The 14,491-nt window shown below is 61.7% G+C and carries 11 protein-coding genes; 9 read left to right on the top strand and 2 right to left on the bottom strand.

What is annotated here, in order from left to right; translation table 11 throughout:
- Nucleotides 1-13: 13 nt before the first annotated feature.
- Together DNK50_RS18470 and DNK50_RS18465 are read right to left on the bottom strand one after the other, a co-directional pair.
- Nucleotides 14-904, bottom strand: coding sequence for an SDR family oxidoreductase (locus tag DNK50_RS18470; protein ID WP_112195655.1), 891 nt, complete (start codon nt 902-904; stop codon nt 14-16).
- The gene (locus DNK50_RS18465; protein WP_112195653.1) at nt 901-2,439 is read right to left on the bottom strand and encodes an NAD(P)/FAD-dependent oxidoreductase; all 1,539 of its coding nucleotides are present in this window, start codon (nt 2,437-2,439) and stop codon (nt 901-903) included. The genes DNK50_RS18470 and DNK50_RS18465 overlap by 4 nt, the downstream gene beginning before the upstream one ends.
- 276 nt (nt 2,440-2,715) lie before the next feature.
- On the opposite strand from DNK50_RS18465, the gene DNK50_RS18460 reads away from it, so the two are divergent.
- From DNK50_RS18460 to DNK50_RS18420, 9 genes are all read left to right on the top strand, one after another.
- Nucleotides 2,716-3,705 (top strand): alpha/beta fold hydrolase, encoded by a 990-nt coding sequence (locus DNK50_RS18460; protein ID WP_177411548.1) that lies wholly within the window; start codon nt 2,716-2,718, stop codon nt 3,703-3,705.
- A gap of 294 nt (nt 3,706-3,999) precedes the next feature.
- Nucleotides 4,000-5,280, top strand: a complete 1,281-nt coding sequence (locus DNK50_RS18455; RefSeq protein ID WP_099583226.1) for an alkane 1-monooxygenase — start codon at nt 4,000-4,002, stop codon at nt 5,278-5,280.
- 113 nt (nt 5,281-5,393) lie between these two features.
- Nucleotides 5,394-5,888, top strand: a complete 495-nt coding sequence (praA, locus tag DNK50_RS18450) for an alkane oxidation protein activator PraA (RefSeq protein ID WP_112195651.1) — start codon at nt 5,394-5,396, stop codon at nt 5,886-5,888.
- A 122-nt stretch (nt 5,889-6,010) separates the two neighbouring features.
- On the top strand, nt 6,011-6,505 hold the full coding sequence (gene praB / locus DNK50_RS18445; RefSeq protein WP_099583228.1) for an alkane oxidation protein activator PraB: 495 nt from the start codon (nt 6,011-6,013) through the stop codon (nt 6,503-6,505).
- A 133-nt stretch (nt 6,506-6,638) separates the two neighbouring features.
- Nucleotides 6,639-8,096: an outer membrane protein transport protein gene (locus DNK50_RS18440; protein ID WP_099583229.1), complete on the top strand. Its 1,458-nt coding sequence runs from the start codon at nt 6,639-6,641 to the stop codon at nt 8,094-8,096.
- Nucleotides 8,097-8,343: 247 nt separating this feature from the next.
- Nucleotides 8,344-10,869: an acyl-CoA dehydrogenase gene (locus tag DNK50_RS18435; protein ID WP_112195649.1), complete on the top strand. Its 2,526-nt coding sequence runs from the start codon at nt 8,344-8,346 to the stop codon at nt 10,867-10,869.
- Nucleotides 10,870-10,939: 70 nt separating this feature from the next.
- The gene (locus DNK50_RS18430; RefSeq protein ID WP_112195647.1) at nt 10,940-12,283 is read left to right on the top strand and encodes a 3-oxoacyl-ACP reductase; all 1,344 of its coding nucleotides are present in this window, start codon (nt 10,940-10,942) and stop codon (nt 12,281-12,283) included.
- Between the two features lie 3 nt (nt 12,284-12,286).
- The gene (locus DNK50_RS18425; RefSeq protein WP_112195645.1) at nt 12,287-13,177 is read left to right on the top strand and encodes a MaoC/PaaZ C-terminal domain-containing protein; all 891 of its coding nucleotides are present in this window, start codon (nt 12,287-12,289) and stop codon (nt 13,175-13,177) included.
- Complete coding sequence (locus tag DNK50_RS18420) at nt 13,174-14,472, top strand: acetyl-CoA C-acetyltransferase (RefSeq protein ID WP_112195643.1); 1,299 nt, start codon at nt 13,174-13,176, stop codon at nt 14,470-14,472. The genes DNK50_RS18425 and DNK50_RS18420 overlap by 4 nt, the downstream gene beginning before the upstream one ends.
- Nucleotides 14,473-14,491 lie beyond the last annotated feature (19 nt).

Genomic DNA, 14,491 nt, shown 5'->3' with positions numbered 1-14,491 from the left:
TGCGTGCTCCTGTTCAGAGACGGGGTTCGTCGTTGGTTTCAAAGACCGGTCTGGGTTGCTTGGGCGCCATGCGCTTGCTGGCGAACACCACCAACGCTTGATAGGCCGCGGGCAGGCAACGGGCGAGCAGGTCGAGGAAGTACGCGTCGCGGCCGATCAGCACGCGGCGTTTGTTTTTGCGCACGCCTTGCAGGATGACTTTGGCGGCCTGGTCGGCATCGGTGATGAAGAGTTTTTCGAAATCGGCGCGGGCTTGCTGCTCGCTGTGGATCAGGAAGCCGGTCATGTTCGCGTCGATGCGGCTGCTGCGGCAGATGTCGGTGCGAATGCCGCCAGGGTGCACGCAGGTGGCGGACACGCCGCAGCGTTGCAGGTCCAGCTCCTGGCGCAGCGCTTCGGTGAAACCACGCACGGCGAATTTAGTGGCGTTGTAGCCGCTCATCCCCGGTTGGGCGAACAGGCCGAACACGCTGGAAGTGTTGATCACATGGCCATCGCCGCTGGCCTTCAGGTAAGGCAGGAATGCCTTGGTGCCGTGGACCACACCCCAGAAGTTGATGCCGACAATCCACTCCAGGTCGGCATAGTCCACACCTTCCACTGTGCTGGAGAGCGCCACTCCGGCATTGTTGAACACCAGGTTGACCCGGCCGTGCTCCGCCACGCAGCGAGCCGCCCATTGTTCCATGGCCTGGCGATCAGACACGTCCAGCACCTGGGTCGTGATCGTGACCGGCGACAGGGTGGAGGTCTTGATCAGGGTCAGAGTTTGCTCCAGGCCCGAGGCGTTTTTGTCCGCCAGTGCCAGGTGGCAACCTTCCCGTGCCAGCGCCAGGGCCAATGAACGGCCCATGCCGGATGCCGCGCCGGTGATGGCCGCCACGCGACCGTTGAATGACTTCATGACAGGCTGCCTTCTGCGGTGGAATGGGGCGCCGTTGCCGGATGGGCGGGCGTATGGAGCGGTAACCGATCGACTACATAGTCCTTGAGCGCAAACTGTCGCGTGACTTGCTTGAAGCGCCATGTCGAGCCGGGCCAAAGGGTGGTGTTCTTGCCGGTACGCGGGTCGAGGTACCAGCTCTGGCAACCGCCGGTATTCCAGATGGTGCGCTTGAGCTGGTCTTGCAGTTGACGGTTGTAGGCCTGTTCCACCGCCGGCTTGACGTCCACCGTGGCGATGCGCTGGCGCTGCATCTGCCTGAGGGCGTCGAGGATGTAGGTCACCTGCGCCTCGATCATCAGGATCATCGAGTTGTGCCCCAGGCCGGTGTTGGGCCCGACGATCAAAAACAGGTTGGGATAACCCGGCACCGTAGTGCCCTTGTAGGCGTGGGCGCCGTCGTGCCAGGTGTCCATCAGGTCCAGCCCGTCGCGCCCGATGATGCAGTCCCGAGGCAGGGGATCGGTGGCCTGGAAGCCGGTGCCGAAGATCAGGCAATCGGCCGGGTGCTTGATGCCATCAGCGGTGATCACGCCGTCGGCTTCGACGCGCAGCACGGGCTCGGTGACCACCTCGACATTGCTGCGCGACAGCGCCGGGTAATAATCGTTGGAGATCAGCACGCGCTTGCAGCCGATGGTGTAGTCCGGCGTCAGGGTCTTGCGCAGGGAAGGGCGGGCGACTTGTTTGTGCAGATGGCGCAGGGCGATTTTCTGCACCATTTTCATCAGCCGTGGGTGCAGGGCAAAGCCCACCACGCGACCTTCCAGCGCCCAGTAAAAGGCGCTGCGCACCAGGCGCTGGGTGAAAGGAAGGTGCCTGAACAACCAGCGCTCGAAGGGCGATATCGTCCGGTCAGGCTTGGGCATGATCCACGGCGGCGTGCGTTGGAACAGGTCCAGGTGGGCCACCTGCGGCGCGATCTGCGGCACGAACTGGATGGCACTGGCGCCGGTGCCGATCACTGCCACGCGCTTGCCCTTCAAGGAATAGTCGTGGTCCCACTGCTGCGAGTGAAAGCTCTTGCCCTTGAAGCTGTCCAGGCCTGGAATCTGCGGTAACGCCGGGCGCGACAGGCCGCCCATGCCCGATACCAGCACCCGTGCGCTCACGTGCCGGCCATTGCTGAAGCTCAATTGCCAGCGTTGCTGCTGTTCATCGAACACTGCGCGCTCAAGGCCGTTGTTGAAACGCAGGTAAGGCGCCAATTCGAAGCGCTTGGCGCATTGCTCCAGGTAGGCGCGGATTTCCGCCTGCGGCGCGAACTGCCGCGTCCAGTCCGGGTTGGGCGCAAAGGAAAACGAGTACACATGGGACTGCACGTCACAGGCGCAGCCTGGGTAGTGGTTGTCCCGCCAAGTGCCGCCGAGGGTGTCGGCCTGCTCGGCGATAAAGAAGTCGGTGAACCCGGCTTCCTTGAGTTTGATCGCCATACACAGGCCGGCGAAGCCCGAGCCGATGATGGCGATGTCGATGGATTCACTGTGGGCATTCATAGGCTGTCCTTGATGGGCATCGGATGTGCTCCTGTTTTTGTTTTGTCTTTTAGATAAAACACCATTGCAAAGGAAAATTGAATTAATTATTTTAAAAAAGATTTTAAATAATCTACCTGAAAATATCGCCTACGCTAGGACCATGTTTGGTATGCACCCCTTGTCCGACGGACGAGCACGGCATGCATGAGGTTCAGGTCCAGGGTGTGGACGGTGGCTGAGGCCTTGACCAATTCCGGTCGGGTCGCCAGCAGCAGGGATGCAGAGGACCGAGCTATGGCTGTGGAGTGGGTTGCCGCTGCGGCGGGCGCAAGTGCGGTGCTATGGGGCTTCAGCGCCTGGATGACACGGCGCATCGAAGCCGCTGTCCCCATCAACGGGCGCTTTGTGGAGGTCGATGGCGAGCGCTTTCATTATGTAGAAGAGGGCAAAGGCCCACCGCTGGTGATGATTCACGGCTTGATGGGCAGCAGTCGCAACCTGACCTATGCCTTGTCCGGCCAGTTGCGTGAGCATTTTCGGGTGATCACCCTGGACCGTCCGGGGTCGGGTTATTCCACCCGTCATAAAGGCACGGCAGCAGACCTGCCGGCCCAGGCGCGGCAAATCGCGGCGTTTATCAATGTGCTGGGCCTGGATAAACCTTTGGTATTGGGGCATTCCTTGGGCGGGGCGATCTCCCTGGCCCTGGCCCTGGATCATCCCTCTGCAGTCTCGGGCCTGGTGCTGGTGGCGCCGCTGACCCATCCCCAACCCACTTTGCCGCTGGTGTTCTGGTCGCTGGCGGTGCGGCCGGCGTGGCTGCGACGCTGGGTCGCTCACACACTCACCGTGCCCATGGGCCTGTTGACCCGACGTTCGGTAGTCAAGGGTGTGTTCGCGCCGGACACCGCCCCCGAAGATTTCGCCACCCAGGGCGGCGGGCTGCTGGGCATGCGTCCGGACAACTTCTACGCCGCCTCCAGCGAGATTGCGCTGGTCAACGACTGCCTGCCGGACATGCTCAAGCGCTACCCGCAACTGACCCTGCCCATCGGCCTGATCTACGGTGCGCGGGACAAGGTGCTGGACTTTCGCAAGCACGGCCAGGCCCTTGCCGACAAAGTGCCAGGCCTCAAGCTGCAACTGGTGGAAGGGTGCGGCCATATGCTGCCGATCACCGCCACGGCGCGGGTGGTTGAGGCGGTGTTGCAGGTGGCCAAGCGGGCGCGTCCGGCGCAAACGGCCACGGTCCTGCATCCGCCCTTTGCCCTGGCGAACAAATAATCGTGGCCCTGATTGCGGGTCTGGATGTCGCAAATGCCTGCCCTAGAGACCTGACCAAACAGCGGAAAAAGAGACTGTCCGGTCACGTCAAAAAGGCTTCGAAAAAGTAGTTGACGACCTAACGATTCCGCGTTATTTATTTAAAAAAATATTTCAATGTTTGTTTTGAAATGATTTTTGAAATGCCTAAGAGCGAATAAAAATGAAAAAAACGTCTTTTATCGCATGGTTGATTTCCCGGAGCCTTCAGCGCTCCCTGAACCTGTTTTCCACCTCCCTGCCAAGGAGGCTGCCATGAACCAGACTCTGGCAGCGCCAAGTGTGTGGACCGATGGCAAGCGCCACCTCTGGTGGTTGGGCATCATGCCGTTGGCCACGCCGCTGTTGTCCGGCTCTCTCGCCATTCTTACCGGTGTCCAGCAATTGTGGTGGGTCGGTGTCCTGGTGATCTTCGGCCTGATCCCGCTAATCGACGGCCTGCTCGGCGAAGACGTGAGCAACCCGCCCGAGTCCGCCGTCAGTCATCTGGAAACCCAACGCTACTACCGCTGGATCGTCTACACCGGCGTGCTGTTCGTCATCTCGTCGGTGATCATTACCGGCTGGCTGGCCGCCGGCGGTATCGAGTGGATCATCCAGGGTGGCCTGCTGCACGCCACCGCCAACCTCGACCCCGCCAACTGGCTGGTCCACGCCGCCAGTTACCTCACCGACCGCACGCAACTGCACGGCGCACCTAGTGGGTTTACCTACCTGGGCATGGCCATGTCGACCGGCGCCGCTACTGGCATCGCCATCAATACCGCCCATGAACTGGGGCACAAGCCCAACGCCCTGGAAGTGTTCCTGGCCAAGGTCACGTTGGCGCCGACCTTCTACGGGCACTTCTACACCGAACACAACCGTGGCCATCACGTGCGCGTCGCCACGCCGGAGGATCCGGCCAGCTCGCGCCTGGGCGAGAGCTTCTGGGCCTTCCTGCCGCGCTCGGTGTGGTTCAGCGCGCAGTCGGCGTGGAACCTGGAGCGCGAGCGCCTGCGCAAACTCGGCCTGCCGGCCTGGCACTGGAAGAACGGCGTACTCAGCGCCTGGATGTACAGCGTGGTGTTGTGGGGCGCGATGATTGCCTGGCTGGGAGTGGCGGTGATTCCGTTCCTGATTGTTCAGGGCATCTACGGGTTCTCGCTGCTGGAAGTGGTGAACTATGTCGAACACTACGGCCTTAAGCGCCAGAAGTTGCCCAATGGTCGATATGAACGCTGTTCGCCGCGTCACTCCTGGAACAGCAATCGGATTGTTACCAATATCTTTTTGTTCCAGTTGCAACGGCATTCCGATCACCATGCCAACCCCACGCGCAGTTATCAGTCATTGCGTCATTTTGATGAGTCGCCGCAACTGCCTTATGGTTACGCGAGCATGATTGTCTGGGCGTACGTGCCTTACTTGTGGCGCCGGCGCATGGATCATCGGGTGCTCAATCATTATGCCGGGGATATCACGCTGACCAATCTTCAGCCGTCACAACGCTTGAAGTATCTGGAGAAGTACAGCAACAGCGCCACGCCGTTCTGACATGCAGTAACTGTAAGTTGTGTACTCGGGGCCTTACATGCCGCGCAGGACGTTATCGCCCCGAGGAAGTGGTTTGACCCGAACAACAATAATTAAAGGGAAGGACGTACACCATGCAAACACCTGCCAAGTTCACCACCCATATTCTATTGGCTGCGCTGGGCCTGATCGCCTACCACCAGGCCCAGGCCGCCCGTATCGAACCGGCTGGCAGTGCCTTCACGGCCCAAGGCCCGATCAGCTTCTCCAAAGGTGCGCTGATCAGCGCCGATTGCACCATCAAGGTGGCCGGCAAGGTGGCGGCGGATGGTACTTCGGTGAATGTCGATAAAGTTGAATTCGACGGTGGCCTCAAGTGCAGCCGGGTCGAAGCCATCAACTTGCCGTGGGTATTGATCGCCAAGGACACCCGCAGCGGTTCCATGTCGAATATCAGCGTTGATGTTCACGCCTTCGGCCTGGGTGGCAAGTGCGGGCCTTCTACGGCGGATGGCACCTGGGATAACGCCACCGGCAAGTTGGAAGCCGCCAATGTACCGATTGGCGAAGACTGCAAGATCAAGACGGTGTCGATCAAGATGCCGCCGAACTTCAAAGTTGTTGAATAACGTGCAGCGGTAATTGAATTGAGATTTGGCTGGAAAGGGAAGTTCTGCAGTTTCACCGTGACCTCTCGTTCATGGCCATTACCCCCTGGCGAATGACTCGCCATTACATGTGAGGAAAAACAATGAAAAGCTTTAAAACTCTCGTGTCGTTGACTGCCCTGGCTGCTTGCATGGGTGCTGCTTCCATGGCGAACGCTTTCAGCATCTCTCCTGTGAGCACCAGCTTCACCGCGCCTGGCACGATCTCGGTGAAGTCGCCATCCTCCTTCCAGGCGACGGTTAACTGCGGCGCGACCTTTACCGGGAACGTCGATGCTACTGGCGTTGCGAAAATCACTGGCGTGTCGATCACCGGTGGCGGCCTCTGCGCGCTGCCTAAGATCACCGGCTTGCCTTGGACCCTGACCGCCACGGCGGCAGCGGCTGGCAACGTCACGAATGTGGGTTACACCATCGCCAGCACCTTCCTGTATCCAGCCTCCAATTGCGGGCCGTCCACCATTGCAGTGGGGTACTCGGGTGGCGTATTGACCGCCACCAACCAGACCTTGAGTGGCAGCTGCACCGTCGTCAGCCTGAGCGTTACTCCGAGCCCTGCGCTGACCATCGTGCCTTGATCCGAGGCTGAGAACGAAGGGCTGATCACCCGCTGAAAAACGGGCGCCTGAACCGGGCGCCCGTTCATGAATTGCCAGGCTGCAAGACGAACCGGTCATGCCGGCTCGCAGAGAGAATAATAAGGAGTGCCGCATGAATAATAAGAAACAACACGTGCAGGTTTTGCTGGGGCTGGCATTGATAGGCGGGGTGATGGTAACCGTGCCTGTCCAGGCTGGCGGCTTTTCAACACCCACCTTCGGCGCACCAGGATGGGGGCGTGCATTTGCGGGGGGTTCGCTGTTCAAGAACGACCCCAGTTCGGCCTTCAACAACCCTGCGGCCATGGCGTTTGTCGAGCACAACGTGGCGCAATTCACGGTCGACTACGCACGCATCAAAATCAAATACAAAGGCGAGGCCAACGATTACCTGGGTAACCCTACCTCCAATACGCCGATTGGGGCTGATGGTTTCCCGGACCTCTCTGCAACCACGGTGAATAACAATGATGGCGGCCAAGGGGGGTTCACTGCCTGGTTGCCGACGGGCTTTATGGTGATGCCGCTTGGGGATCGGTTTGCGTTCGGCTTGAGTCAAGTGGTGCCTCAAGGCATGCGTTCGACGTGGGACCAGGACTCCAAATTCCGCGATTTCGCCGTCGATACCAAGATTGAAACCGTGGGGTTGACCGGATCGCTGTCCTTCAAGGTGAATGATCAGTTCTCTGTCGGCGGCGGCGTGATCGTTCAGCACACCAAGGGTTTCGTCAGCCAGAACATCGATCTGTTGGCGGCAGCGGCGGTTTCCCAGGATCCGATCCTCGGCAACCTCGACTTGCCGTCAGGCGTCGGTGATGCATTGATACGGGTCAAGGTCGACAATATTTCCACCGGCTGGTTTACCGGCCTGACGTGGAAGCCTACCGATAAAGACACGTTAGGCATCAACTATCACGCCAAGATCAAGAACAAGCTGACGGGCAAATACACCATTCGTGCAGACGCATTCTCGAATAACTTGATGACGGGCACGAATCCGTTCACTGGCAGCGGAACGCTGGTTGGCTCCGCCTATCCAGGGCTGGAACTGTTTCCCGACGGCGCCCATGCCAGCGTCCAACTGGACATTCCCGCCACTATCGGCCTGGACTGGGTGCACCAGTTCAATGACCGGTTCACCATGGGCGTGAGTGCGGTCCAGACCAAGTGGTCGTCGTTTAAAAACCTGACGCTTGAGTCGCGGGGCTCGGAGATTGTCTCTATTCCCTATAAATATCGTGACGTCTGGATGCTTTCCATTGGCGGTGATTACCGCGTGACCGACGAGTTGACGTTGCGCGCCGGTGTGGCCCTGGACCAGACACCTACCCGTAACTCGACCCGTGACCCGCGGATTCCAGACGGTGATCGGACCTTCCTGTCGTTGGGCGCCGGTTACGAGGTGAAAGCTATCAAGGGCCTGAGTCTTGACGCTGCGTATTCCCACCAGTTCGTAGAGGAGGTCAAGCTGAAGACCCAGAACGTCGATCGCCTTGGGGGCGCAAGCCTCAATGGTAAAGCCGAGTCGTCAGGTGATGTGGTGAGCCTATCGGCGACCTACGCTTTCTGACGTTTCACGAAGGGCGATGGAAGAGGGCACCAAGCGCATCTTGTTGCCTTCACCCAGTCGTTCGTCCTCAATTGTTGATTGATCAGGCTGACCCGTTCAGCCGCTATTTTTTCGCCCAAGCATTAAATAAAAATTTCAAAACAAAATTTGAATTTGCTTTTCCAAGTTTGTAGTGTGGCTTTACGTGTCAGCCCATTTACGAGCTGGCGCGTCGTAGCCGTACCCTGAATCGAGTAGAGGTATCCCCATGGTTATCTGGTTATTGGTGGGTGTCGCAGCAGCGATTGCCCTGGCGTATCGACAAGCTGCCGCCGCGTTGTGGCTGGGTGTAGGTCTGGTCTGGCTGGCGATGGGTTATCTGCTCAATGTGGTTGCTGCGTTCGGCCTTACCGTCGCGGCGCTGCTGGTGATAGCACCTGCGCTGTTGATGACGATCAAACCCCTGCGCCGTACCCTCCTCACCAGCAAGGCCCTTGGCCTGTTTCGCACGATCATGCCGGCCATGTCCGATACTGAGCGTGCGGCTATCGAGTCCGGCACCGTGTGGTGGGACGCCGAGCTGTTCAGCGGCAAACCCGACTGGCAGCGCCTGCTGCAAGCCGCGCCGGCGAGCCTGAGCGCCGAGGAGCAAGCCTTCCTCGACAACGAAGTGGAAACCCTTTGTGACATCGCCAACGACTGGGAAACCACCCAGGTCTGGCAGGACATGTCCCCCGAAGGCTGGCAGTACACCAAGGACGCCGGTTTCCTCGGCATGATCATTCCCAAGCAGTACGGCGGCAAAGGCTTCTCCCACTATGCGCATTCGCAAGTGGTGATGAAGCTGTCGACGCGCTGCTCCGCGGCGGCGATTTCGGTGATGGTGCCCAACTCCCTTGGCCCAGCCGAACTCCTGCTGCATTACGGCACCGATGCCCAGCGCAATTACTACCTGCCGCGCCTGGCCCGTGGCGAAGACATCCCGTGTTTTGCGCTCACCAGCCCGTATGCCGGCTCGGATGCCGGGGCCATTCCCGATTTGGGCATCGTCTGCAAAGGCGTGCATGAGGGTGAGGAAGTGCTGGGCTTCAAAGTGACCTGGGACAAGCGCTACATCACCCTCGGCCCGATTGCCACGGTGCTGGGCCTGGCGTTTCGTGCCGAAGATCCGGACGGCTTGCTGGGCGCGAAAGGTTCGCTGGGCATCACCTGCGCGCTGATCCCGACGTCCCATCCCGGCGTGAACAGCGGTCGTCGTCACTGGCCGCTTAACGCCGTGTTCCAGAACGGCCCGACCACCGGCAAGGACGTATTCATCCCACTGGAATGGGTGATCGGCGGCCGCGAGCAAGTCGGCAATGGCTGGCGCATGCTGATGGAATGTCTGGCCGCTGGCCGCGCCATTTCGTTGCCGTCGGCCAACGTCGGCCTGGGCAAGGTTGCGGTGCGCGGTACCACGGCGTATGCCGCGATGCGCAAGCAGTTCGGCCTGCCCATCGGCAAGTTCGAAGGGGTGCAGGCACCGCTGGCGCGCATGGCTGGGCATTTATATGCCTGCGATGCGGTGCGCAAGGTGTCGGTGGCCTCCCTGGATGCCGGCGAGAAACCGTCGGTGATTTCGGCCATCGCCAAATACCACGTCACCGAGCGCGCACGCATCATCGTCAATGACGGCATGGACATCGTCGCCGGCAAGGGCATCTGCATGGGCCCCAACAACTTCCTGGCCCGCGCCTATCAGCAAAGCCCCATCGCCATCACGGTGGAAGGCGCGAACATCATGACCCGCTGCCTGATCATCTTTGGCCAGGGCCTGATCCGTTGCCATCCCTATGTGTTCCGCGAAATGGAAGCAGCACGCAACCCGGACCGGCGCAAGGCGCTGGAAGACTTCGACACGGCGATGTTCGGCCACGTGAGTTTCGTGCTGGCCAACACCGTACGTGCGGTGGTGCATTCGCTGACTGGCGGGCGACTGATTTCCGCACCGGCCAAGACCGAGCCCGCGCTGGCGACCTACTACCGCCAGGCCAATCGTCTGTCGGTGGTGTTGGCGTTGATCTCGGACATTTCCATGGGCGTGCTGGGGGGCGCCCTCAAGCGCAAGGAAAGTATCACCGGGCGTCTGGGGGATATTCTGTCGCAGCTGTACATCTTGTCCTGCGTGCTCAAGCGCTTCGAGGATGATGGCCGGCCCCAGGCAGACCTGCCGCTGGTGCATTGGTCGGCCCAGGACGCGCTGTTGCGTGCTCATGAAGCCCTCGCTGAAGTGCTGGCTAACTACCCTTCGAAAGCCGCCGCCGCCGTGGTGCGTGGCCTGACATTCCCGTTCGGCATCCCGCTGCGCAAGCCCTCGGATCGCCTGCTGGCCCAGGTGGCCGATGTGGTGCAGACACCGGGTGAAACCCGCGACCGGTTGCTGGCCAATTCCTACATTCCACGGCCGGAAATCGACAAGCTGGCGTACGGCGAGTTGGGCTTCCGTCTGCTGCCACAAGTGGAGCTGATCGAGGCCCGACTCAAGCCTGCGATCAAGCAGGGCGTGCTCGAACCGATGCCGATCTCTGCTACAGCCTTCACCTCCTGGCGCGTCAAGGCCAGGGCGCTGGACTTGATCAGCGACGACGAAGACGCCTTGCTCGGCCGTTATGTGGAATACGCCGACCACGGTATCCAGGTGGATGACTTCCCTCAGGACTTCGGTTTGCTGGAGGCGTTGCAGCAGCGCAAGCAGGCGCTGGAGCCGGCCCCCAAACGTCGCACCAGCCAAGGCGAAAACGCCTCGGTCAACTAGAAAAATCGCGGTCTGCGTGGGCGGGGCAAGCTCCCTCCCACTGCGGCCCGTGTTGTGAGTGGATCTATCTATGAGTGACAGCTACCTATCGTTCGTCAATTCCCCTTGGGGCCGGCGCCTGGCCCAGGCGGTCGGCTTGCCGCAACCGCTGCCGCTTCAGCGCCATCGCAGCGGTCAACCAGGCTTGGCCAACCCGGTGATTATCGCCGGGGCAGGGCGCCTGACGGCTCAGGTGCAACGCTTCTTCAGCAGCACCGATACCGTCGCTGCCACCCCGGCGACGCTCAAGGCACCCTCGACAGGCAAGGTGCAGGGCGCGGTGTTTGATGCCAGCGCTGTGGTCGACCTGAAACAGCTGGATGAGCTTTACGAATTTTTCCACGCCAATGCCAAACGCCTCGGCCAACACGGCCGCGTGGTGGTGCTCGGCACCGCGCCGGAACATTGCCAGGACTTGCCCCAGGCCATCGCCCAGCGTGCCCTCGAAGGCCTGGTGCGTTCGCTGGCCAAGGAGCTGCGCCGGGCGATCACCGTGCAACTGTTGTATGTGGCGCCGGGCACCGAAGACGCGCTGGACAGCAGCCTGGGTTTCTTCCTGTCGCGCCGTTCGGCCTATGTGTCGGGGCAAGTGGTACGGCTGGACAAACCGGTGGACGGCAATCCTGGCGTCAATTGGGAGAAGCCCTTCGCCGGCCAACGTGCCCTGGTCACCGGCGCGTCCCGTGGCATAGGTCTGGCCATCGCCCAGGTCCTCGCGCGTGATGGCGCCCATGTGGTGTGCGTGGACGTGCCCCAGGCTCAGCAATCGTTGGAACAGGCCGCCGCCAGCGTCGGTGGTTCTGCGTTGCCGTTGGACATCACTGCGCCTGAGGCCGCCTCGTCTTTGCTGGCCCACGTCAGCCAGTACGGCGCGTTCGATGTGGTGGTGCACAACGCTGGCATCACCCGTGACAAGACCATCGCCAAGATGCCCGAAGCGGCGTGGCGCAGCGTGCTGGCGGTCAACCTCGACGCGCCGGTGCACCTGAGCAACGCCTTGCTGGACAACCAGGGCCTTAACCCCGGTGGTCGCATCGTGTGCGTGTCATCGATTTCCGGCATTGCCGGCAACCTCGGCCAAAGCAACTACGCCACCTCCAAGGCCGGCGTGATCGGCCTGGTGCAAGGCCTCGCGCCCCGCGCGGCCAGGCAGCAGGTGACGGTGAATGCGGTGGCGCCGGGGTTTATCGAGACCCAGATGACCGCAAAGATCCCGTTGATGATTCGCGAAGCAGGGCGGCGCATGAATTCCATGAGCCAGGGCGGGCAGCCCATCGATGTGGCCGAGACCATCGCCTGGCTGGCGCACCCGGCTTCGGGCGGCGTCAACGGCCAAGTCGTACGCGTGTGCGGCCAAAGTCTGCTGGGAGCCTGAGCCATGGACTACCTGACCCAGATTGTCGACCCGCCGCCCTCGCGCACGCAGCTGCTGTTGGACGGCGTGCGTGCCCTGCGCAAGCCCAAGCTCGACGGCGAACCGCTACTGCCCAAGGAGCGCCTGGTGCGTTCGGCGGTGGAGTTGTCCGCCGTCGGCATCGCCGCCTATGGCCGCGCCTGCCGTTTTCGTCGCGAGCAGGGCGTGCCGCTGTCCTATCCCCACGTGCTGGCGTTCCCCTTGCACCTGATGCTGCTGACCCGACCAAGCTTCCCGTACCCGGCCAGCGGCATGGTGCACCTGGCCAATCGCATCCGTCAGCACCAACGCCTGCACGAAGGCCAGGCCTTGCGCCTGGAGGTGTATGCCGAGCGTTGGGTCGCCCACCCCAAGGGCCAGGCGCTGAGCATCGCCACCCGCGCCTACAGCGCCGGCACCCTGGCCTGGGAAAGCGACAGCCTGTACCTGCGCCGCGACGTCAAGGACCCGGTCGGCGAACCGTGGGCCGACGCGCTGCCGTTGCAGGAGCACGGCCTGTTGCGCACCCAACGCTGGGTGTTGCCCGCCGACCTGGGCCTGCGCTTCGCCAAGGTCTCGGGGGACTTCAACCCGATTCACACCTCGGTGATCGGCGCGAAGCTCTTCGGCTTTCGCCGCGCCATTGCCCACGGCATGTGGACCTTGGGTCGCGCCCTGGCCGCCCAGCAACCGCCTGGTGGCCTGGCTCAGGCCGAAGCCCATTGCGACTTCAAATTGCCGATTTTCCTGCCCGGCCAGGTCGCCCTGTGGAACCACCCCGCAAGCGGCCCGCGCCGCGAATTCGAAGTGCGTAATTTCGCCGGCGACAAACCCCATATGCGCGGGCTATTTGTCTGGAATGAGAGCCCTACATGAGTGACTACAGTTTCAATCCGGCCCCGACCCGCCGTGTGGCGATCATCGGCGGCAACCGCATCCCGTTTGCCCGTTCCAACACGGTGTACGCCCACGACAGCAACCAGGATCTGCTGGTCGCGGCGCTGCAAGGCCTGATCGACCGTTACAACCTGCACGGCCAGCGCCTGGGCGAGTTTGCTGCCGGGGCCGTGATCAAGCATTCGCGGGATTTCAACCTGGCGCGTGAATCGCTGCTGTCCACCACTTTGTCTCCAGACACGCCGGCCTACGATGTGCAACAAGCCTGTGGCACCGGCCTGGAAGCGGCCTTGCTGGTGGCGAATAAAATCGCCCTGGGCCAGATCGAAGTAGGCATTGCCGGTGGCGCCGATACCACCTCCGACGCGCCCATCGGCATCAACGAATCCCTGCGCCACACCTTGCTCGCGGCCAACCGCGCCAAGGGCCTGGGCGACAAGCTCAAGACACTGTTGAAAGTGCGGCCGTCGATGTTCTTCAAACCGCTGCTGCCCCGCAACGGCGAGCCGCGTACCGGTTTGTCCATGGGCGAGCACTGCGAAGAAATGGCCAAGCGTTGGCAGATCAAGCGCCTGGCCCAGGATGAACTGACCCTCACCAGCCACCAGCGCCTGGACGCGGCCTACATACGTGGTTTCTTCGACGACCTGATCAGCCCCCATCGCGGCCTGGCCCGGGACAACAACCTGCGGGCCGACGCCAGCCTGGAAAAACTCGCCGGTCTGGCCCCCGCCTATGACCGCCAGAATGGCACCCTCACCGCGGGCAACTCCACGCCCCTGACCGATGGCGCCTCGGTGGTGCTGCTGGCCAGCGAGGAATGGGCGGCTGCCAACGGCTGGCCGGTGCTGGCCTACTTGCGCACCGGCGAAACGGCCGCGGTGAATTTTGTCGATGGCACCGAAGGCCTGCTGATGGCCCCGGCCTATGCGGTGCCGCGCATGCTCAAGCGCGAAGGCTTGAGCTTTGCCGACTTCGATTTCTTCGAAATCCACGAAGCCTTCGCTGCCCAGGTGCTGTGCACCCTCAAGGCCTGGGAAGACGCGGACTATTGCCGGGAACGGCTGGGGCTGGACGCGCCGTTGGGCCCCATCGACCGCGCGAAAATGAACGTCAACGGCGGCTCACTCGGCTGCGGCCATCCGTTTGCTGCCACCGGTGGCCGGCAATTGGCGGCGCTGGCCAAGGCCATCCATGAGCGCGGCGGCGGGCGTGGGTTGATCTCGATCTGTGCGGCGGGCGGGCTGGGCATTACCGCCATTGTGGAAAAATAGCGCTACCCAAAATAACAAC

Source organism: Pseudomonas sp. LG1E9, from assembly GCF_003290225.1.
In the GTDB taxonomy this organism is placed as follows: Bacteria; Pseudomonadota; Gammaproteobacteria; order Pseudomonadales; family Pseudomonadaceae; genus Aquipseudomonas; species Aquipseudomonas cyclaminis.
The sequence above is the reverse complement of the archived record's forward strand: the minus strand, read 5'-3'. Positions and strand labels throughout refer to the sequence as shown.